This is a genomic window from Streptomyces sp. NPDC091371, assembly GCF_040684275.1.
GTDB lineage: Bacteria > Actinomycetota > Actinomycetes > Streptomycetales > Streptomycetaceae > Streptomyces.
In genome coordinates this window covers 1-20,723 of the sequence record NZ_JBFBFP010000071.1, presented here as the reverse complement: position 1 = coordinate 20,723, position 20,723 = coordinate 1, and the positions used below count along the sequence as shown (strand labels likewise).

General features: G+C 71.0%; 15 protein-coding genes and 2 pseudogenes. 10 read left to right on the top strand and 7 right to left on the bottom strand.

Annotation, left to right across the window (positions count from 1 at the left end; genetic code table 11):
• Positions 1–71 precede the first annotated feature (71 nt).
• The 3 genes and pseudogenes from AB0O21_RS38155 to AB0O21_RS38145 all read right to left on the bottom strand — a co-directional run.
• Positions 72–338: pseudogene (locus AB0O21_RS38155) on the bottom strand (transposase); the annotation flags it as partial.
• 11 nt (positions 339–349) lie between these two features.
• Positions 350–1,351, bottom strand: coding sequence for a hypothetical protein (locus tag AB0O21_RS38150; RefSeq protein WP_365179822.1), 1,002 nt, complete (start codon positions 1,349–1,351; stop codon positions 350–352).
• Entirely contained in the window at positions 1,348–1,734 is a 387-nt protein-coding gene (locus AB0O21_RS38145) for a hypothetical protein (RefSeq protein ID WP_365179820.1), read from the bottom strand. Before AB0O21_RS38145 ends, AB0O21_RS38150 begins: the two co-directional genes overlap by 4 nt.
• 24 nt (positions 1,735–1,758) lie before the next feature.
• Here AB0O21_RS38145 and AB0O21_RS38140 point away from each other — a divergent pair, with 24 nt between their 5' ends.
• The 3 genes from AB0O21_RS38140 (at position 1,759) to AB0O21_RS38130 (ending at position 7,756) form a co-directional block, all read left to right on the top strand.
• Positions 1,759–5,502, top strand: a complete 3,744-nt coding sequence (locus tag AB0O21_RS38140; protein WP_365179817.1) for a CHAT domain-containing protein — start codon at positions 1,759–1,761, stop codon at positions 5,500–5,502.
• A gap of 410 nt (positions 5,503–5,912) precedes the next feature.
• The gene (locus tag AB0O21_RS38135; RefSeq protein ID WP_365179815.1) at positions 5,913–6,353 is read left to right on the top strand and encodes a hypothetical protein; all 441 of its coding nucleotides are present in this window, start codon (positions 5,913–5,915) and stop codon (positions 6,351–6,353) included.
• A 191-nt stretch (positions 6,354–6,544) separates the two neighbouring features.
• Complete coding sequence (locus tag AB0O21_RS38130) at positions 6,545–7,756, top strand: PQQ-binding-like beta-propeller repeat protein (protein WP_365179813.1); 1,212 nt, start codon at positions 6,545–6,547, stop codon at positions 7,754–7,756.
• A 104-nt stretch (positions 7,757–7,860) separates the two neighbouring features.
• Here the strand turns inward: AB0O21_RS38130 and AB0O21_RS38125 are convergent, their stop codons facing one another.
• Positions 7,861–8,991, bottom strand: a complete 1,131-nt coding sequence (locus AB0O21_RS38125) for an NADH:flavin oxidoreductase (RefSeq protein WP_365179810.1) — start codon at positions 8,989–8,991, stop codon at positions 7,861–7,863.
• Between the two features lie 139 nt (positions 8,992–9,130).
• Between AB0O21_RS38125 and AB0O21_RS38120 the strand changes: the two genes are divergently transcribed.
• The 6 genes from AB0O21_RS38120 to AB0O21_RS38095 all read left to right on the top strand — a co-directional run bounded on the left by AB0O21_RS38120 (position 9,131) and on the right by AB0O21_RS38095 (position 17,164).
• A complete protein-coding gene (locus AB0O21_RS38120; RefSeq protein ID WP_365179807.1) occupies positions 9,131–9,625 on the top strand; it encodes a MarR family transcriptional regulator in 495 nt (164 codons plus the stop codon).
• Positions 9,626–10,004: 379 nt separating this feature from the next.
• The gene (locus AB0O21_RS38115) at positions 10,005–10,244 is read left to right on the top strand and encodes a hypothetical protein (protein ID WP_365179804.1); all 240 of its coding nucleotides are present in this window, start codon (positions 10,005–10,007) and stop codon (positions 10,242–10,244) included.
• Between the two features lie 100 nt (positions 10,245–10,344).
• Positions 10,345–11,151 carry an HlyD family efflux transporter periplasmic adaptor subunit gene (locus AB0O21_RS38110; protein WP_365179801.1) on the top strand — a complete coding sequence of 269 codons (807 nt, stop codon included), beginning with the start codon at positions 10,345–10,347 and terminating at the stop codon, positions 11,149–11,151.
• Complete coding sequence (locus AB0O21_RS38105; RefSeq protein WP_365179799.1) at positions 11,148–13,397, top strand: NHLP family bacteriocin export ABC transporter peptidase/permease/ATPase subunit; 2,250 nt, start codon at positions 11,148–11,150, stop codon at positions 13,395–13,397. Before AB0O21_RS38110 ends, AB0O21_RS38105 begins: the two co-directional genes overlap by 4 nt.
• 34 nt (positions 13,398–13,431) lie before the next feature.
• Positions 13,432–16,299: an NHLP bacteriocin export ABC transporter permease/ATPase subunit gene (locus AB0O21_RS38100; RefSeq protein ID WP_365179834.1), complete on the top strand. Its 2,868-nt coding sequence runs from the start codon at positions 13,432–13,434 to the stop codon at positions 16,297–16,299.
• Positions 16,300–16,693: 394 nt separating this feature from the next.
• On the top strand, positions 16,694–17,164 hold the full coding sequence (locus AB0O21_RS38095; RefSeq protein ID WP_365179796.1) for a GNAT family N-acetyltransferase: 471 nt from the start codon (positions 16,694–16,696) through the stop codon (positions 17,162–17,164).
• 3 nt (positions 17,165–17,167) lie between these two features.
• On the opposite strand, the gene AB0O21_RS38090 is transcribed toward AB0O21_RS38095, so the two are convergent.
• Both AB0O21_RS38090 and AB0O21_RS38085 read right to left on the bottom strand, forming a co-directional pair.
• Positions 17,168–18,301, bottom strand: coding sequence for an IS630 family transposase (locus tag AB0O21_RS38090; RefSeq protein ID WP_365179794.1), 1,134 nt, complete (start codon positions 18,299–18,301; stop codon positions 17,168–17,170).
• 110 nt (positions 18,302–18,411) lie between these two features.
• Positions 18,412–18,981 carry an SMI1/KNR4 family protein gene (locus AB0O21_RS38085; protein WP_365179791.1) on the bottom strand — a complete coding sequence of 190 codons (570 nt, stop codon included), beginning with the start codon at positions 18,979–18,981 and terminating at the stop codon, positions 18,412–18,414.
• Positions 18,982–19,234: 253 nt separating this feature from the next.
• Between AB0O21_RS38085 and AB0O21_RS38080 the strand changes: the two genes are divergently transcribed.
• On the top strand, positions 19,235–19,969 hold the full coding sequence (locus AB0O21_RS38080) for an alpha/beta hydrolase (protein WP_365179788.1): 735 nt from the start codon (positions 19,235–19,237) through the stop codon (positions 19,967–19,969).
• A gap of 499 nt (positions 19,970–20,468) precedes the next feature.
• On the opposite strand, the pseudogene AB0O21_RS38075 reads toward AB0O21_RS38080, so the two are convergent.
• Positions 20,469–20,723 (bottom strand): annotated as a pseudogene (locus AB0O21_RS38075) (hypothetical protein); the annotation flags it as partial.

Genomic DNA, 20,723 nt, shown 5'->3' with positions numbered 1-20,723 from the left:
CGAGAGACCCTCTCATCCGCCGAGACAATCACGGACCGACCGTGCGTGACGCTGTCGATCGGTTCCACCGACTACTGAGGTTGTAGGCGTGGTGTCGTCAGTGCGAGTCCGGTTGCCGTGAGGCATCCGTCGATGATGTCGCTCCGGTACTGGATCTGGCGGAGGCCGTGTCGTAGCTGGTGGATGAGGTGGTCGGGGTCGGTGAACGTGGTGTCGGCCTGGCTGGTCCGGCGGAGGTTCGACCAGATGCCTTCCACGGGGTTGAGGTCGGGTGCGTAGGACGGCAGGTGATAAGCGGTGAGCCAGTTGTGGGCGGCGATGAAGTCCCGCATGCGGCGGAGCGCGCGCCTCAGGCGCCCGTGCTCCCCTCAGGTGCCCGCGCCGCAGGTGCGGCCGTCCCCGCCCGCCCGCCATCACCCTCCAGCCGGATCGCTTCGAGCCGTACGGGGTGCTCGTACGCCGTCTCGGGCATGGGGACGCCCTGGCGCCACAGCTCGCTGAGCCGGGTGTTCAGCAGCCGCTCCGCGGCGAGGTCGGCAGGAGGGGGCAGGCGGAGAGCGTCCAGCAGGGCGAACCGGTGCAGGTCCACGGCCGCCCGGACGCTCTCGCCGTAGGCGACGGCGGCATGGACCGCGCCGATGTACGAAACGCGGGCGACCGCCAACGGGATCATTGCCAGCAGGAGCCACCAGCCCGAGGCGACCAGCAGGCCCGCGGTCACCAGGGCCGTGGCGGCCATGGTCACCGCGAGGCGGGCGGCGGCGTCCAGGACGTCGCGCCGGTCGTCGACGATCCGCCTGGTGTCCGCGGGGAACAGCGGGTACAGGCGCGGCCAGGCGACGACCGCGTCGAGGCCGTAGGGCTCGCCCGCGCTGATCTCGGTGGCGGCCAGCACGTTGCCGAGAGCGGTGGGCCGCAGTACGGCCGCGGGCGGGAACAGGCGCCGCAGCCGGGTACCGGCCTGCCCCGCCGCCTGGATCCGGGCCTCGGTGAGCTCACCGGCCGGCAGCTCCTCACCGGCGGCCAGCCGGGCGCGGCGGCCTGCCTGCCGCCGCCGTGACAGCTCTGCCGCGCGCCGCGAAGGCCAGCCGCCCTCCAGGACGCGTACCAGCGCGAGTTGCAGGGGATGCCCGAGGGACGCCAGCAGGGTCATGGCCACCGCCAGCAGCAGGAGCTCGCCCATGCCCAGATGCCCCGCGGTGTGCCAGGCCCGGTCGAAGTCGAGCCGGCCGGGGGCGCCCGCCCACACGAGGACGAGGACCGCCAGCCCGGCCGCGTACGTCGGGATGTAGTCCACCAGCAGGAACCGCGCGCCGCCGAAGCCGGGTCTGGCCAGCGCGTCCAGCTTCATCGCGGCAGCTCCAGCACGCCGTGGCCGTTCGGGCAGGCCGGCGGGTCCCGCGGATCCACATGGACCCGCCTGATCTCGGCCCCGCACGTGCCGCACGTGTACCGCAGCAGCCGGTAGCGCAAGGACTCACCGGGAAGGGTCGCGCCCGCGCCATCTCCCAGCGAGCGCATGCTGGTTGCGCCGATCCGGACGAGCCGGCTCCGGCTCGTGACGCCGACGGGCCGTCCGTCCACGACGACCAGCACGTACTCGACCGCTTCGGCGGCCAGCAGGGCCTCCAGCGCGTCGGCCGCGTCTTCAAGCGTCAGACCCCCGGGGAGGTCGAGCCGCACGGCGCCGTCGGCCGGAGCCGAGGGATCGAAGAGCAACTTCAGGTTCTCCACGCTGAACGAGGGTATCGTCCGAACGTGGTCGAGTCCCGGGCATGGGAATACTGGAACCGCTATGAGACCGGTGGTGACATCGGGGACCTCAGCCAGGTGATCGCCGCCATGGCCGGGGAAGACGGGCCGGAGGTGCTCGCGTTCGCGCTCGATTTCCTCGACAGGCGCATCGCGGGGGAGGCGTTGACCCTCGACCTCGAAGAGGAAGAGGACCGGCTCGACTGGGCCGCGCTGCTCTACAACATGGCCGGCGCGATGGTGAATGACCCGGCGGGCCTGGAGCGGGCGATCGCGGCGATGGAGGTCTCCCGGGAACTCCACGAGACAACCGCGGGAACCATCCTGCTGGGCAGCTACCTGAGCATGCGGAGGTCACCGGAGGATCTGCGCGCCGGTCTGGAGCTGATGCGTTCGGGGCTGGACCGGACCGAAGCCGACCACCCCCTCCGGGCGGACGTCCACGTCATGCTCTGCTCGGCCCTCGCCGACCTCTACCTCACAGACGACTCGCCGGCGGTCGGCGTGGAACTGGCGGAGACGTTCATGGCCGCACTGGCCGAACTCCCCGCCGGCGGGCCGGACTGGACGGCCACGGCCGAACTCGGGATGGCGATGGCCGGACCCCACCTGTTCGACAGCCGTGACCCGGCGGAGGAGTACGCCCTGAGCGCGCTCGCACTCGCGGCCAACCCGCCCGGCTCCGCCGACCGGCCCCTCGCCCTCTACCGCCGGGCCACCGTGCTGGGGATCAGAAGCTTCACCGACGTGTCAGTCCCGGAGGTCCAGGAAGCCGTCGCGCTCCTGCGCGAAGCACTCGAACTGCCCGCCGGCCCGTTCCCCAAGGCGCTCATCCAGACGTACCTGAGCCTGGGCCTGAGCCAGCTGCACACCATGACCGGTGACGCGGACCTCGTGGACGAAGCCGTCGACCTGGCCCAGGAAGCCCTCGCCGACGCCCCTGCCGAGTTGCGTACGTACTGTCTGGAGAACCTCGGCTCGGCGCTGACGGGCCGCAACCAGCATCGGACCAGCATCGCCGATCTGAACGAGCTGATCGATCTGCTCGGAGACGGCGACGGCTCCGCGCTCACCGTGCGCGGCCACGGCCTGGCCTGCGCCGCCCTCTACAACCGCTACCTGCTCTCCGGAGTACGCGCGGACCTGGAGGAGTCGGTCGTTCGGGGGCGCCGCGCCCTGGACGTCCTCGACGACTACTCCGGCCTCGCGGACACCCTCGGCAACGTCGCGAACGCTCTGCGTCTGCGATACGAACTCCTCGGCGAGGCCGCAGACTTGGATGAGGCCGTCGAGCTCTGCCGGCGTGCCGTCGAGATCACTCCCGCGAAAGGCGCCGACCGGGTCCTCGTCTGCGCCAACCTCAGCAGCACCCTGCGCGAGCGCGTCCAGCGGACCAGTTCGGAAGTGGACCGCCAGGAGTCCCTGTGGGCCGCCCGGGAAGCAATGGCCGTGGCCGTCCCCGGCACCCCCGGCCTCCCCATGGCCCAGTCCGCGCTCGGCGGATTCCTCTCGGACGAGTTCAAACGCACCGGCGACCGGGCCACCCTCGACGAGTCCGTGCGCCTCCTGCGCGACGCCGTCGCGCAGACCCGTGCCGCCCCCGAAACGAACATGCTGGGCACCGTCCTGCAGGCGCGGTTCGAACTGACCGGATCGACCACCGACCTGAACGAATCCATCGACCTCTACCGCGCCGTGCTCGGCGCCACCGAGCCCAGCAGCACCCTGCACGCCACGACCAGCGGGAACCTGGGCAGTGTGCTGACCTCCCGGTTCCGCCTGACCCGCAACCAGGACGACATCGGCGAGGCCGTCACCGTCCTGCGCCACGCGGAGGCGCATGCCGACGCGATGGCCCGGTCCGCGGTCCAGCTCAATCTGACCCAGGCGCTGGCCACCCGCTACCAGACCTACCACGACCCCGCCGACCTCGACGCCTCCGTCGAGGCCTCCCGGCAGGCCTACGAGGCACTGCCGCCGGGCTCCTGGCGCCGACCCGGGTACCTCGCAGGGTGGGGAACAGGGCTGTTCATCCGTGCCGTGCGCCAGGAGAGCCCCGACGACCTGGCGCACGCGATCACCGTCCTCACGGAGGCGGTCACCACGATGTCCCCGACCGAGCCGAACCGCTCCCGCCACCTCTTCAACCTCGCAGAGGCCCTTCTCGCCCGGGGAAGTGCGGACTCCCGGCGGAAGGCCGCCGACGTGCTCCGCGAGGCGGCGCATCTGGAGACCGGCTCCGCCGACGCACGCGTACGAGCAGCCCGGCGATGGGCCCAGACCGCCTACGCGGACGAGGACACCGCGGCAGCGCTCGAAGCGCTGCGGCTGGCGGTGGAACTCCTCCCGCTGCTCGCCTGGCGCGGAGTCTCCCGCACCGACCAGGAGCGCGGACTGGCCGAGCTCTCCGGCCTGGCCTGCGACGCCGCCGCGCTGGCGATCACCGCTGGACAGCCGCGGCTCGCCGTCGAGCTGCTGGAACACGGGCGGGGCGTGCTCTGGGCGCAGCTCCTGGAGACGAGAACCGACCTGACGGCGCTCAAGGAGGCCGATCCGGCCCTCGCCGGCCGGCTCACCGAGGTCCGCGCCGCGCTCGACGAGGTCGTCGACCCGGGCTCGGCCGCCTCCCCGACGGCGGCCGACCGCGCCGCCCTGGCCGGCGAATGGGATTCCCTCGTCCGCCGGGCCCGCGAGCTGCCGGGGTTCGCCGACTTCCTGAAGCCGCCGGCCTTCGCGACCCTCTCCGAAGCCGCGTCGCACGGCCCCGTCGTGCTGCTCAACGTGAGCGCCCTGCGCTGCGACGCCCTGATCGTGCGCACCGGCACGGTCACTGTGCTCCCCCTGCCCGAGCTGACCGGCGCCGACGTGGTGGAGACCGCCAACGCCTATCTGGACCTGCTCGACCGGTCACCGACGAGCCTGGCCGCGGCCCTCACCCTCCACCAGCGGACCGAAGACCTGCTGCGCTGGCTCGGCTGCCATCTCACCGGCCTGGTTCTCGCCGCCCTCGGCGACACCGAGCGCCTGTGGTGGTGCCCGACCGGACCCCTGGCCGTCCTGCCGATCTACGCAGGCATCGACCCGGCTGGAGCCTGCGCCCTCGACCAGGTCGTCTCCTCGTACACCCCGACCCTGCGCGCCCTGGCCGAGGCGCGGTCCCGCCCGGCCGCCGAACCCGCCGACCGCCGTGTCCTGGTCGTAGCCATGGAGCAGACCCCCGGCGCACCCGATCTCACCGTCCAGCCCGAGGTTGACCTCCTCACCGGCACCTTCGGCGACCGCGCGACCGTCCTCAACGCTCCCGCGATCGCCGACGTATGCCGGGAACTGCCGGGCCACGCCTGGATCCACCTCGCTTGCCACGGCCTCCAGGACCCCGACCACCCCTCCCGGAGCGGAGTGGCCCTCACCGACGGCATCCTCACGGTCCTCGACATCGCCGCGCTCTCCCTGCCCCACTCGGAACTGGCCTTCCTCTCCGCCTGCCAGACCGCCGCCGTCGGCTCCACGCTGACCGACGAGGCCATCCACCTGGCCGCGGCCCTCCACACCATCGGCTACCGGCACGTCGTGGCCACCCTGTGGCCCGTCCACGACGCCATCGCTCCCGTGATGGCCGGCCTCGTCTACGCGGACCCTGCCCACGGCGACGTGGCGACCCGCCTCAATGGCGCCGCCCGCCGACTCCGCGCCACTCCCGACACCGCGCTCCCCATGTTCTGGGCACCGTACGTACACATCGGCCCGTAGCCTTGGCTTTGACCCTCCGGCCTCGGTGGCGGGGCGGGCAGCGAGAAGTTCATAACGGGCGGGCCGTTCGACGCCCCATCGGCAGCGCGCTCGTGGCTGCACGCGAGGTTGTCGTAGGCGGCGCGGGCGACCGGGTCGTCGTCCAGAGCCTGGGTGAAGTCCGCAGGCTCCATGACGACGCGCGGCTCAGTGTCGAGCTCCAGCTCGGACTCGACCTCGTCGCCGGTCTCCACACCCGCGGCCCGCCGGTGGGCATTGCTGAGGCCGAGCAAGTGGCGGCCGCGCAGGAGGGCGACCCGGCTCTTCCAGGAATCGAAGGGGCCGCCGCCCGCGGCAGCGGGTGCGGGCGGTGCTCCGGTGCGGGATGCTGGTGGTGGCCAGGTGACTTCGTAGCGGCGAGGAGGGGGCCGGTGAAAACCAGGGGACGAACGGCGACGCTGCTCTGCGTGGCCGCCGCGCTCACCGCGACAACGGTCACGGCCTCGGCGGCCGGAACCGGGCGCACGCCGGATCCGGTCGTGGTCGCCGACTGCGCGGGCCTGCCGCAGGTGCGCCCCCCGGACTACCTCCTCGCCTGCGGCGACGGGAACAACCGGCTGGTCGGGCTGGTCTGGGACACCTGGAACACCCGGACCGCCACGGCCCGCGGCACCGACATGGTCAACGACTGCGTCCCCTACTGCGCGGCCGGCCGCTTCCGCGCCTACCCGGTCGAGGTGACGCTCAGCCACCCCGCACCCTGGCCGGAGCGCCCCGGCACGAGCCGCTTCACCGCGATCCGGCTGGTCTACCCCGGCGCGGCACCGGCCCCCTACAGCAGCCACGACGTCACGATCCCGCTCGTGTACTGACCAGCGCCAGGTCGATCGACGTCGTCCTGTGGCTGTAGCCACGGTCCACGACCGGCGCTTAGCCTGCCCCAATGCGTGCAGCGGGGGAACACCAGAGGAACGTCGGCCGCCGCCAGGTCCTGAGGTCGGCGACCGGTGCGGTGGGCGGGCTCGCCCTCACTACCACCGGGTGCGACGTTCTCGGCGGTGCAATGGAGGAGGCCAAGCCGCCCGTCCGCCGGCCGCTGTGGACCGTGCCCCTGCTGGACAAGGACGGCAGCAGCAAGGGTCTCCACAACGCCGCGGTGGTGCATCAGGACGGCGTGGTCTACGTCAGGTCGAAGAAGGACGGGCTGTACGCGATCGACGCGGCCACCGGGCGAGAGCGCTGGCGCGCACCGTTGGCCGGAGCCCGCCCCGGCGCGCCGGTCGCGACCTCGCATGCGGTGTTCGTCGCCACGGACGGCGGCGCCGTGCACGCGCTGCGCCCCGCGGACGGTGAGCCGCTGTGGCGCCAGGCCCCGGGAGGCCGCCTGCGCAACCCCGGCGCGGGGGACATGTGGACCAGCGGCTCCGTCGTCCTGGTCAGCTTTCTGCCGTTCACCTACGACGATGATCCCGATCCGCCGCCCGCTGTCCTGTACGCACTCGACACGAGGAACGGGGACCTGCTGTGGCACACCGAAGCCATGCTCCAGGAGGTGCGCGACGGCCTCGCGTACGTCAACCCGCCCGACGCGAGCCTGACCGCGCTCGACCCACGCACCGGCGCCGTCCGCTGGTCGGCACCGCCGGAGAAGTCGGGGGGCCGGTGCACCCTGGACGCCTTTGCCGCGGGACTGGTCTTCGGGCGCAACGGCAACGTCGGCATCGGCTCGAAGCTGGTGGCGTACGACCCGCGCACCGGCGACGCCCGCTGGACCGCACCAGCGGCGCACGCCTCGATGCCGGTGGCGCACGGCGACGCCGTCTATGTCAGCGCGCCCGGCCGAAGCAAGCGCGACCTACAGCAGCTACAGGCCTTCGACGCCGCGTCGGGCAAGCTCCGCTGGACCGCGCCCGCCTTCTCGACCACGCTCAACGAAAGCGCCGCCATCGCCGCTGACGGGGACTGCGCTTATCTGAACTGGAGCGAGGACATCAGCTTCGGCGAGGATCGCACAATGCTGCGAGCCCATGACGCACGCACCGGGCGTGAACGCTGGCGAAGTGAGCGCCCTGACTCCTCGTATGCGGCGAAGGCGGCTCCGGGCGACCGTCTGTTCATCTGCTACTTGAAGGACTGGTACTGCTATGACACCCGCACCGGCAAGGCCCTTTGGCGCGTGGGTGCGGGAGGGAGCACCTCTGCGCGCCCGCCACTGGCCGCCGACGGGATGCTGTACTTCGCGAACGACGAAGGCGTACACGCCCTCCGCCCCTGACACCTCGCCGCCGGCGGCCGACCGGCCGCCGGCCGCCGCGCTGCGCGTACCGCGGCCGTCCGGACACCTGCCGGCTTTCGGTACCCCCGACAGCCGGCTTCGGACTATCGGCTGAGCGACGTGAGCGCTGCCGCGTCGTACGGCTTCAGCTCGTCGAAGCGGTTGCCGAGGACCTTCGCCGCCCACTGCGGGTCCTGGAGCAGCGCCCGGCCGACGGCGACCATGTCGAACTCGTCGCGCTCCATGCGGTCCAGCAGGTTGTCGATGTCGCCGAGCGCCGCGCCTTCGCCGGCGAAGGCGCGGAGGAAGTCGCCGTCGAGGCCGACCGAGCCGACGGTGATGGTCGGCCGGCCGGTGAGCTTCTTGGTCCAGCCCGCCAGGTTCAGGTCCGAGCCCTCGAATTCCGGGAGCCAGTAGCGCCGGGTGGAGGCGTGGAACGCGTCGACGCCTGCCGCAGCCAGCGGGGCCAGGATGGCTTCCAGCTCCTCCGGGGTCTGCGCGAGCCGGGCATCGTAGGCCTCCTGCTTCCACTGCGAGTAGCGGAAGATCACCGGGAAACCGGCCGGGACGCGCTCGCGGACCGCCGCCACGATCTCCGCGGCGAACTTCGTGCGGGCCACCGGGTCGCCGCCGTACGCGTCGGTGCGGCGGTTGGTCCGCTCCCACAGGAACTGGTCGAGCAGGTAGCCGTGGGCGCCGTGCAGTTCTACGCCGTCGAAGCCGATCCGCGCTGCGTCGGCGGCGGCGTCGGCGAACGCGCCGATGACGTCGTCGAGGTCGGTGCGGGTCATCGCGTTGCCGGTCCCCTCGGTCCCGTCGACGCGGATGCCGGAGGGGCCCACGGCGGGCGCGTCCGGGTACGGGGCCTCGCCCTGCTTGCGCACCATGCCGATGTGCCACAGCTGGGGCACGATCGTGCCGCCCGCCTCGTGCACGGCCGCGGCGACCTTCGCCCACCCCGCCAGCTGGTCCTCGCCGTGGAACCGCGGCACCCGGTCGCTCTGCCCGGCGGACTCGTGACCGACGTAGGTGCCCTCGGTGACGATCAGGCCCACACCCGCGGCGGCCCGGCTGGCGTAGTACGCCTGCACGTCCTCGCCGGGCACGCCGCCGGGGGAGAACATCCGCGTCATCGGCGCCATCGCGATGCGGTTGGGGACGGTCAGGCCGTTCAGGGTGACGGGCCGGGACAGGATCTCGGCCGCGCGGGAGGCGGTGGACGTGGTGACGGTCATGCGGGTCCTCCGGGTTGAGGCTGTGGCTCGTCGGGTGACAACGAGGAGTGCATAGTACACATGCTATGTATCATGCATATGGCTGCGGTCCGGGCTCTCGCGCGGAGCCGTCCGCGGCCCCGTGCGCGGGTCCGCGATAATGGAGCGCCGGGAAGGAGCGGGAGGCGCAGTGCTGGAGAAACTGGAACGGGAGCTGATGCTGCTCTCGCGGCACCAGGTGCTGGCCCTGCGCGAGCGCGACCCCGAACGCCTGGAGCGGTCGGCGTACCTGCTGCTCAGCCGGATCGACACCCAGGGCCCCATGTCCATCGGACAGCTGGCGGAGGCCTTCGGGCTCGACGCCTCGACCGTGAACCGCCAGACGGCCGCACTGCTCCGCTGCGGACTGGCCGAGCGCGTTGCGGACCCGGACGGGGGCATGGCCCGCAAGCTGCGCATCACCGCCGAAGGCGGGCGCAGGCTCGCCGGAGACCGCGAGGCCAACCGCTCCTGCCTGGCCCGGGTGGTCGCCGACTGGTCCCCTGAGGATGTGCGGGAGCTGGAGGACGTCCTGGTCCGGCTCAACCGCAGCGCCGAGGCCCTTGAAGGCCGGCACTGGCCGCGTACGGAGGAAGGCGACACCCGCGGCGCATGACCCGCCGGGGCACACCTGCGCTCGGAGCGCACCCGGCAGGTCCCGGAATGTCATCTTCCGAAAACCTGCACATGGTGTGCGCGAGCAGGGCAACCTCCTTCCAACGTTCCCGGGATGCTGGACAGCCCCTGCGCACTTGGCGGCATTTTGTCTCGTTGGCTCACCTTCCCGTGGAGGGTTGTGCGTATCTGTTACTCGATCTTGCGGAGAGGCTGTCGCCATCCGGTGAATAAAGCTGCACGCCGGTTGCGCGACGTGAAGGCCGACCCGTGAAGGAACGTCAACTCGATTGGCCCGGTAGCCCGTTCACATGCTTCTATCTGCGCACCTCGGACTGCTGCGGCAGTTCAATATTTCGATGAATGAAAGGTGCGCACTCATGCGTAACGACATTGAGACCCGTGAGATGGCCGACGCCGAGCTGGACGCCGTTTCCGGTGGCATCGTCAGCATCAACGGTGGCCTGGCCGGCGCTGTGACCGGCGACGTCACCACCGTCCTGGGCACCGTTGGCTCCCTCGAGACCGTCCAGGCCGCGCAGGGCCTCGTCGCCCGCGCCCCCGGCCTGGTCTCGGGCATCACCGGCGTTTCGGTGACCACCGGTATCGCCGGTCTCTGATCGGGAGATGACCTCGAACCCCGGAGCGTTCCCGACGGCTCCGGGGTTCAAGGCTGCCCGCGCGCCCCACCCCATTCGAATGCGGTCGAAGGAACAGTCCGTGCAGTTTCGCCAAAAGGCGCTTTCCAAGCTGCAATCGCCCGAAGAACTCGATTTGCCCATACGCTTCGCGCGCCCGCAGGGGCGGCTCGTACTGGCCGTCACCGTAATCGTCATGGCCGCCGCAAGTTTCTGGGCCCTCACCGGCACTGTGTCCGCCAAGCTGAGCGCACCCGGCATCCTCACTCCTACCGAAGGCAGTTACACAGTGCAGAGTCCCGTCGCGGGGCAGGTGACCGGAGTCCTCGCCGACGAGGGCCAACTCCTGCCCCCTGGCGCGCCGCTGGTCAATGTCCGTACGGACCAGGGCGACCGGCCCGTGCGCGCCGTGGCCGGCGGCCGGGTGACGGCGCTCGTCGCCGAGACCGGTTCGGTCATCGCGACCGGCGCAGACGTGGCAACCCTGGAACGCGTGCAGGATCCGGACGACCCGCTGGTGGCCGTGCTGTACGTGCCCGCCGGCAGCGGCCCGACGATCCCGGTCGGCGCCTCGGTCGACCTGAGCGTCCAGTCCGTCCCCCGGCAGCAGTTCGGCGTGCTGCGCGGCCGCGTCAAAGCGGTCGGCCGCATCCCCCAGACCGAGGCCCAGATCAGCGGCTTCCTCGGCGACAGAAGGCTCGCCGAACAGTTCTCCCGGCAGGGCAACCCGGTCACGGTACTCGTACAGCTGGAGCGCTCCTCCACCACCACCTCGGGCTACACGTGGTCCTCGACGGACGGACCCCCGTACGCCGTCGACTCCACGACGCCCGTCACCGGCGCCGTCCACCTCGCCCCGCAGCGCCCCGTCGACTGGCTGCTGCCGTGACCGCGCCGCGCCGCCGCCGTCCGGAACCGGCGGGCGGGAACACCAGACGCCGCACCTCGCGGGCCAGGCCCGCGCGCCTCCCCAAGGGCAGGACGCCCCGCGCCGTACGGACCCCCACCGTGCTCCAGATGGAGGCGGTGGAGTGCGGCGCCGCCGCCCTGGCCATGGTGCTGGGCCACTACGGCCGCTTCGTCCCGCTCGAGGAGCTGCGGATCTCCTGCGGAGTCTCCCGTGACGGCTCCCGCGCGAGCAACCTCCTCAAGGCCGCCCGTGGTTACGGGCTGGGGGCCAAGGGCATGCAGATGGACCTGGCCGCCCTCGCCGAGGTGCGCGCCCCGGCCGTCCTCTTCTGGGAGTTCAACCACTACGTCGTCTACGACGGCATGGGCCGCCGCCTCGGCCGCAGGGGCGCCTACATCAACGACCCCGGCATGGGCCGCCGGTTCGTCCCCCTGGACGAGTTCGACACCAGCTTCACCGGCGTCGTCCTCACCTTCGAGCCCGGCGCCGACTTCCGCCGCGCCGGCCGCAAGCCGGGCGTCCTGGGAGCCGTGCCGGCCCGCCTGCGCGGTACGTCCGGCACCATGGCCGCCGCCGTGATCGCCAGCCTCCTGCTCGTCGTGGTCGGCTCGGCGGTGCCGGCGCTGAGCCGCACGTACATCGACATGTTCCTCATCGGCGACCAGACCTCCCTGCTCGGCGTGCTGTTCGCGTCGATGGCGGTCGCCCTGGTGCTCACGGCGACACTGACCGCGCTGCAGCAGGCCAATCTGCTGCGGGGGCGCATCATCACCTCCACCCTGGGCAGCGCCCGCTTCCTGCGGCACCTGCTCAGGCTCCCGGTCGCCTTCTACTCCCAGCGCAACCCGGCCGACCTGGTCCAGCGGCTGCAGTCGAACGACGCGGTCGCCGAGACCCTCGCCCGCGACCTCGCCGCAGCGGTCGTCGACGCAGTGGTGGTCGTCCTCTACGCGGTGTTGTTGTGGACCTACGACCCTCAACTCACCGTCCTCGGCGTGGCGGTGGCACTGCTCAACGTGGCGGCCATGCGGATCGCGATCCACCTGCGGTCCACCGGCACCCAGAAGCTGCGCGCCGAGAGCGCCCGCCTGACGAACACCTCGTACAGCGGTCTCCAGCTCATCGAGACGATGAAGGCCACCGGCGGCGAGAACGGCTTCTTCCGCCGCTGGGCCGGACAGCACGCGCTCACCCTCGACGTACAGCAGCGGCTCGGCGTGCCCAGCGCGTGGCTGGCCGTCGTCGCGCCCACGCTGGCCGCGCTCAACAGCGCGCTGATCCTGATGATCGGCGGCCTGCGGGCGGTGGAGGGGCACCTCTCCGTCGGACTGCTCGTCGCGTTCCAGGCCCTGGTGACCAGCTTCACCGCCCCGATCACCCGCCTGAACGGTGTCGCCGGACGGCTCCAGGACTTCGCGGCGGACGTCGCCCGCCTCAAGGACGTCGAGAACTTCCCCGTCGACCCGCTCTACTCGCGGCGCGAACCCGCCGCGAGCACGCGCCGGCTCAAGGGCCATGTCGAGCTGGACAACGTCACCTTCGGCTACAGCCCCCTGGACGCCCCGCTGCTCCAGGGCTTCTCGCTGACCGTCGGCCCGGGGCAGCAGATCGCCCTCGTCGGAGGCTCCGGCAGCGGCAAATCCACCGTGTCCCGGCTGATATCCGGCCTGTACGCCCCCTGGGCGGGCGCCATCCGGATCGACGGGATGCGGCTGGCGGACATACCCCGCGGCGCACTGGCCGCCTCCGTCTCCTTCGTCGACCAGGACGTGTTCCTCTTCGAAGGAACCGTCCGCGACAACGTCACCCTGTGGGACCCCTCCATCCCGGACGAGGCCGTCATCGCAGCCCTCGAGGACGCCGCCGTACACGACGTGGTCGCCCGTCGCCCCGGCGGCATCCACAGCCGCGTCGAGCAGGACGGCCGCAACTTCTCCGGCGGCCAGCGCCAGCGCCTGGAGATCGCCCGGGCGCTGGTGCGCCGCCCCAGCATCATGGTCCTGGACGAGGTGACCAGTGCCCTGGACGCGGCGACCGAACAGGTCATCATCGACAACCTGAGGCGACGCGGCTGCGCCTGCGTGGTCATCGCCCACCGGCTGAGCACGGTGCGCGACAGCGACGAGATCCTCGTACTCGACCGGGGCACGGTCGTGGAACGCGGGCGGCACGAGCACCTGGTCGCCGCGCAGGGTCCGTACGCCGAACTGGTCAAGGAGCACTGAGGTGACGACCCCGTACGACGCCGCGCACCAGGTCCTGCCCACCGTCGCACAGCCCGGCCGGGACCCGGGCCCGGCCCCTGGCCAGACCACCGACCCGGTCGTCACCGCCCTGGGCGCACTGGGCTCGCCCGTCGACTGCACGGGCCTGCGCGGCATCTCCCTGGAGGGCCCGCACGTCCTGTGGCTCGTCGTGCGCGGCGAGCTGGACCTGTTCGCCGTCGACGCCGCGCAGGCCGGGCACTGGCACTTCCTCGGCCGGCTGGAGGCGGGCACGCTGCTGATGGGCCCGGCCGAGGGCCCCGAGCACACCCTGGTCGGCCGCCCCCTGCAGGGGTGCCTGCTCCGCCGCATCGAGCTGCGCGAGCTGTACCGCCCGGAGTACGGCGACCAGTGGTACGGGTACGGGTACGGGCACTGGCACGCGTACGCCGAAGCCGGCGGCCTCAGCCCCCTGGAGAACGCCTTCGCGCTCGGGATCGGACGCGGCCTGCGCGTCCTCTACCAAGCACCGCTGGACGGCCGCGCCACCACCAGCCAGGGCGGGGCAGACGACGACATCCTGTGGATGCGGATCACCCCGGGCAGCCTGCAGTACGGCGCCGCGTACGAGGCAGAGCCGGCGGGTACCCTCCTCCTCGACGCGGCGATGTGGCAGGGCATGGTCGACCAGCAGCACCGGCTGCTGTACGCGCTGGACGACTGGATCGACGAGCTCGAGCGCGCCCACGAGGACCGTACGGCGGCCGGCATCGAAGCAGGCCGGGCGGCTCGCACCCAGGCGGACCGAACCCTTCTGTCCGCCATCGGACGCTCCGGCCGGGCGTCCCGCCACGGGGTGAGCGCCGACGCGACGTACGCCGCGTGCCGGCTGGTCGCGGCCGAGGCCCGCATCACCCTGTCCGAACCGGGCGGGGCGGGAACCGCCGCCGAGCCCGTGGACCCCGTCGAACGCATCGCACTCGCCTCCCGGATCCGCACCCGCCCCGTCCGGCTGAGCGGGCAATGGTGGCGGGAGAACAGCGGGCCCCTGGTGGGGCGGCGCGAGAAGGACGGCGCGCCGGTCGCCCTGCTGTGGCGGCGCGGCCACTACGAGGCGGTCGACCCCGTCTCCGGCCGGCGCGAGCGGATCCGTCCCACCACCGCGGACGCCTACGCACCGCGTGCCGTCATGCTCTACCGGCCGCTGCCCGAAGGGAAACCAGGCCTGCCGGCCCTGCTGCGCTTCAGCGTCCGCGGCACCCGCGCCGAACTGCGCAGCCTCCTCACGGGCGGGCTGGTCGCGATGCTCCTGGGCGCGCTGGTGCCCATCGCCACCGGAACAGTGCTCGGCCAGTACGTCCCCGGGGCCGAGACCGGCCTCATCGTGCAGACCACCCTCGCCCTCATCGCGACCGCCGTCGTCTCGGCCGCCTTCATGCTGCTGCAGAACATCTCCCTGCTGCGCATGGAGGGCCGGATCGAGGCCACACTGCAGCCCGCCGTCTGGGACCGGCTGCTGCGGCTGCCGACGAAGTTCTTCGCGGGGCGCTCCACGGGAGAACTGGCCAGTGCGGCCATGGGCATCAGCGCCATCCGCCGCGTGCTGTCCGGCATCGCCCCGCTCTGCGTACAAGCCGGCACGGCAGGCGCGGTGAACCTCGTCCTGCTCCTGATCTACAGCGTGCCGCTGGCACTGGCGGCGGTCGCCATGCTGCTCGTCATCGCGGCGGTGCTGCTGGCCCTGGGGCTGTGGCAGCTGCGCTACCAGCGCCGGCTGATCACGCTCGGCAACAAGCTCAACAACCGGGCCTTCCAGACCCTGCGCGGGCTGCCCAAGCTGCGCGTGGCCGCGGCCGAGAGCTTCGCCTACGCCGCGTGGGCGCGGGAGTTCGCCCGTACCCGCGAGCTGCACCAGCGCGCCGGCCGGATCCAGAACCTCATCACGGTGCTGGGCGCGGTCCATCTGCCGCTGTGCACGCTGGTGATGTTCATGCTGCTGGTCGGCCCGGCCCGCGGGACCATGTCCGCCGGCGAGTTCCTCACCTTCAGCACCGCCGTGACGATGCTGCTGTCCTCGGTCACGCAGCTGACCGGCGCGCTCCTCTCGGCCGCCGCCGTGCTGCCGATGTACGAGCAGGTCAAACCGATATTGCGGGAGCCCCCCGAGGTCCGCGGATCCAGCACCCCACCGGGAGTCCTGAGCGGCGCCGTGGAGGTCAGGCAGCTGTCGTACCGCTACACCGACGACGGCCCACTGGTCCTCGACAACGTCAACCTCCAGGTGCATCCCGGCGAGTTCGTCGCGATCGTCGGCGCCAGCGGCTGCGGCAAATCCACCCTCCTGCGGCTGCTGATCGGCTTCGACAAGCCCTCTGAAGGCAGCGTGCTGTACGACGGCCAGGACCTGGCGGCGCTGGACCAGGCGGCCGTGCGCCGCCAGTGCGGCGTGGTCCTGCAGAACGCCCGGCCCTTCAGCGGCTCGATCCTCGACTGCATCCGCGGTGCCGAGGCGTTCTCACTCGAAGAGGCGTGGGAGGCCGCCGCGATGGCGGGCCTGGCCGATGACATCAAGGCCATGCCCATGGGCATGCACACCATGCTGTCCGACGGCGGTGCCACCGTCTCGGGCGGCCAGCGGCAACGGCTGGTGATCGCCCAGGCCCTCATCCGCAAGCCGCGGATCCTGTTCCTCGACGAGGCCACCAGCGCGCTGGACAACGAAGCGCAGCGCGTGGTCATCGAATCCACCCGCACCCTGCACGCCACCCGCATCGTGATCGCCCACCGGCTGTCCACGATCATGGACGCCGACCGGGTCATCGCCATGTCGGACGGCCGGATCGTCCAACAGGGCCCTCCCGCAGACCTGCTGGCCGACCCGGCCGGCCTCTTCCACGAACTGGTCCGCCGCCAGCTGCGCTGATCCCTGCCGGCGCCGGACACCTCGCAGGCCAGCGGCAGGTGGACGCCGCAGCCGGCCTACGGGGAACGCGGAGTTCTCCGCCTCGGCAACGCAGATGCCGACGGCGGCCAGGAGTTCGAGCTGGGCCGTGGCGAGTTCCGGCTGCCCGCCCGTGAGGACTTCGGGGAAGGTACGTCCGAACAGGAACGGGCTGCCTGTGTCTGCGTGCATGTCCGTAGCGAACATGCACGACAGCCAGGGGCCCGCCTCCGTCGGCATAGCCGCAATCCTCATCTGCCACCGAAGTTCAACCCGCTAGTGCCGTGTCAGTCAACGTTTGCCCTGTTGATGGTGTTCGTGACGCCTGAGCGGGGGTGACACCGCTCAGGCCTCGGCGGTGTGCGAGGCTGGGCCGGTGACTGCGACTCTCCGTCCTCTGGACGCCGAACACTTCCCTGCCTGGCTCGAACGTAGTCGAGCCGAGTACGCCAAGGAGCTCGTTGCTCTGGGGCAGACGTCCGAGGACGCCTACCGGCAGGCGGACGAGACCATGGCGCACTCGTTTCCGTCTGGGACACCGACCCCGGATCACGCGGTCTTCGACGTGGTCGACGATGCCGGGGTAGCCGTCGGCTACCTCTGGATCGGACCGGACAGGAGTGACGACGCCGGTGCCTGGTGGGTCTGGGACATTGTGATCGACGCCGACAAGCGTGGTCGGGGCCTGGGCCGAATGGCCATGCTCCTCGGCGAGGAATACGCCCGGGCGCGGGGCGCTCATACTCTGGGTCTCAGCGTCGCCGGGTTCAACACCGGCGCACATGGCCTTTACGAGTCGCTCGGCTACGAGACGACCTCGGTGAAGATGCGCAAGAAACTCGGCTGAGCCTCAGGCGACGTTTGCCCTGCCGACGACGGCGCGTAGGCGCCGGTCGTCGGCGTGACGGTTCCGCCAGATGATGTAGCGGCGGATCATGCTGCCCTGCTCCTTGTGGTCGGCGTGGTCGGTGCAGTCGAGGGTGAAGTAGCGCAGGGCCGCGAACTGGGCCTCGATGCGGTTGAGCCAGGAGGAGTTCGTCGGCGTGTAGGCGATTTCGACGTTGTTCGCGGTGGCCCAGTCGCCGACGCGCTGGCACGTCCTCGTGGTCAGATGCGGGGAGAAGTTGTCACAGACGATCGCAATCCGTATCGACGGCAGATAGAGGGTGCGCAGGTAGCGGCAGAACTCCAGGAACTGCGTCCGCCTCTTGACCGGCTTGATGTGGCCGTAGAGCCGGTCCCGGTTCAGGTCCAAGGCGGCGAACAGGTGCCGCACTCCGCCGTAGCGGTTGTAGGTCGCCCGCCGCCGTCGGCGGGGCTCACGGTCGGGATCCTTGTGCTTGCCGCCGCGTTCGGCCCACTGCCGGCCCGGGTGCGGCATGAGGTTGAGCGGGCCGAACTCGTCCATGCAGAAGATGACGTCGGGCTCGTCCTCCTCGGGTATGACCTCGCCGTCGGCGATCGCGTAGAGGTGCTCGACCCTCGCCTTCTTGGCCGCGTAGTCCGGATCGCGGGAGGTCTTCCAGGTCTTCAGGCGTTGAAAAGAGACGCCTTCCTCGCGGAGCAGGATGCGCAGGCTCTCGTGGCTGATGTCGTCGACCACCCCCTCGGCTACAAGGAAGTCCGCCAGCTTGGTCAGACTCCAGGTAGAAAAGGGCAGGTCGTGCTCGGCGGGCTTGGACTTCGCGATCTTCTTGACCTCACGCCGCTCGGGCAACGCGAGCGTCTTCGGCCGCCCGCCCTTGTACTTCGGATACAGCGACTCGAAGCCGTCGGCGTTGAAGTTGTGAATCACATCCCTGACACGGTCATCGCTGGTGAACGACACCTCGGCGATCCTCGCCACCGGCATGCCCTGCGCGGACAGCAACACCATCTGGGCCCGCCGCCAAGTCACCACCGATCCGCTGCCCCGGCGGATGATCCGCAGCAGCCGCCGTCCCTCGTCATCATCGATCTCGCGCACGCGAACTCGTTCCGCCACCCGCACACGGTGACCGCCGCCCGTCATCCGGCGAAGGACCCCGGACGGCGCGTCACATCACAACAGGGCAAACGTTGCCTGATGCGGCACTAGTCGGCTCCAACCGCAGCTCAGCAGGGCGTTACCTCGGGGTCGAACATGCGCAGGCTCCAGGGTTCCACTGTGCCGTCGCAGAGTTCGGCCAGGAACTGCACCGCCCCGCCGGCGTAGTGCCACCACGCTCCACCGCGACTGGCCACCGTAACGAACCACCCCTGCGGGGTCTCGCCAGCCGTGCTCCACATGAACTTGTCGCTCTCGTCAGACTCCGCCCACGGCAGAAGGCCGCCCGGTGCGGGATAGGCCTGCCGGCCGAGACCGGGTTCCAGCCAAGCATCTACAAGTACCTCCACCGTGCTCTGAAAGCCGCGGTGCACGAGGTGTTCTTCGCCCGGATCGGGCAGGCTGACGAGAATGTAGTCGCCGATGGCGAACGTCGAGTAGCACGCGGCGAGGTATTTGTAGTCGGATGGCAGGGTGGTGCCCATGCTGTCCTCGACCAGAGTCCAGTCGAGCGCGGCCGGTACTGATCGGCGATGGTCGACCAGGCCTGGGACAGCGCGCTCAAGCGCTGCAAGGGCCTCTGCCGGATCGGTGATACGGCGCTTCGGCCTCTGTGTCTCAATGCGATCATCCGTCATGGACAGCAGCCTCCCAAACCCCTATGACATCCCCGTGGGCGGATCCACCCACCACAGCACTCGGTCATCGCCCTGGCGATGAAAGCCCGTTGACGCAACCACGGTAGCCACTGCTACGTTTCCGGAGGCCGTGCAAGAGAGCGAGGAGGTGGTACCCGTGAACGTATCGACATGGGTGCTCCCCTCCGGGGTCACGGTCGGGCGGTAGGCCGTCCGGGAGCGCCGTTCAATGGCACTCCCGAAAGGCACGACCATGCAATTCACTTCTGAACGGCGTCTCGACGACGCTGTCATCGAGCGCGAGTTCACCCTCGGTGAGATCCCCGGCATTCTGTGGACGCCCGCATCCGCATCCGCACCGGCGCCGGTGATCCTGCTCAGCCCCCCTCCTCTCGGGCTGCGCAAGACGTACCCCCGACTGCTGGCCCGAGCCCGGCACTCCGCGGCGGACGGCTTTGCCACGGCCACCATCGAGCTCCCCGGAAGCGGCGACCGGCCCCGTTGGCCCGCAGCCGAGCAGGCCCTCGCCGACCTCCGCCGGGCCCTGGAGGCCGGCGAGCCGGTCAGCGACGAGATCATCGACGCCCTCATCCTCCCCCTGGTCGACAAGGCGGTCCCGGAATGGCAGGCCGCCCTGGACGCCCTCCTGTCGCTGCCCGAGATCGGCGGCCCGGTCGGGTACTCGGGGGGAGTGATCTCCATCGGGACCCGGCTGGCGGTGGTCGAGCCGCGCATCTCGGCTGCTGCTCTGTTCGCCGGGAGTTTCGTCCCTCGCGCCATGTTCGAGGAGGCCCGCCAGGTCACCATTCCATTGCACGTCCTGCTGCAGTGGGACGACGAAGGGAACGACCGGCAGGCGGCCCTGGACCTGTTCGACGCCTTCGGCTCCAAGGAGAAGACGCTGCACGCCAATATGGGCGGGCACACCGGCGTCCCGCAGTTCGCGGGGGATGCCGCGGCCCAGTTCTTCACCCGACACCTGAAGTGACGCCGGGCCGCCAGGCCACCGGCAGACGGTAGCCGTATCGGCCAGGATGCTGCTCATCTGGGGACAGGTCCCGGCCCTCCTCGGCGCTGCACGCCACGGCCCCTGCCAGCCTCGGCGGATGGCGGGGGCCGCGGACAACACGGCACGTCGGCCCGGCCTGCGAGCTTTCGGTCCACTTGACCGGCGTCGCTGTGCCTGCCGTGCTGGCTGGGCTGCGACAGGCTGTTGGTGTCGGCAGCCTTCCAATACCCCGAGCGCTCTGGTTCCCCAGGTCTTCGCTGCCATGGGCAACGAAGGAGAGGGCAACAACTTCAACAACGCCATCGCCGCCCTGCCGGGAGTCATCGGCGTAGGAGCCGTCGACATCAACGGTGACCCCATGCCGTTCACCTCCCACGGGCCCGACACGGACCTGTCCGCCTTCGGGGGCAAGGTCCCGCGCCGCTGCAAGTCCAACACCGCCTGGTGCGTGGGAGACGGAGGTACCTCGTGGCCTTGCTCACGCGCGGGTGGTGAACTTCCCGTCGGGGAGTTTGTGCAGCCAGCCGCGGTCGGCCAGCTTCGTGAGCTTCCCGCGCAGCGGCTCCAGCTTGCCCCTCACCCCGGTGTCCAAGCCCAGCGCCTCGCCGATCTGCCGGGTGGAGACCGGGCCGCCGGCCTGCCGCACGGCGGTCAGGATGCGCTGGTACTCCGCCGGCAGCGCGGACTCAGCCAACCCCGGCGCACGATCCGGGACCAGCCGCACCGCCCGACC

Bases quoted from the DNA above. Each gene is read 5' to 3' on its own strand.
- AB0O21_RS38150 (WP_365179822.1), bottom strand. From the start codon at position 1,351: ATGAAGCTGGACGCGCTGGCCAGACCCGGCTTCGGCGGCGCGCGGTTC.
- AB0O21_RS38130 (WP_365179813.1), top strand. From the start codon at position 6,545: ATGGAGGAGGCCAAGCCGCCCGTCCGCCGGCCGCTGTGGACCGTGCCC.
- AB0O21_RS38125 (WP_365179810.1), bottom strand. From the start codon at position 8,991: ATGACCGTCACCACGTCCACCGCCTCCCGCGCGGCCGAGATCCTGTCC.
- AB0O21_RS38120 (WP_365179807.1), top strand. From the start codon at position 9,131: ATGGAGCGCCGGGAAGGAGCGGGAGGCGCAGTGCTGGAGAAACTGGAA.
- AB0O21_RS38115 (WP_365179804.1), top strand. From the start codon at position 10,005: ATGCGTAACGACATTGAGACCCGTGAGATGGCCGACGCCGAGCTGGAC.
- AB0O21_RS38085 (WP_365179791.1), bottom strand. From the start codon at position 18,981: ATGACGGATGATCGCATTGAGACACAGAGGCCGAAGCGCCGTATCACC.
- AB0O21_RS38080 (WP_365179788.1), top strand. From the start codon at position 19,235: ATGCAATTCACTTCTGAACGGCGTCTCGACGACGCTGTCATCGAGCGC.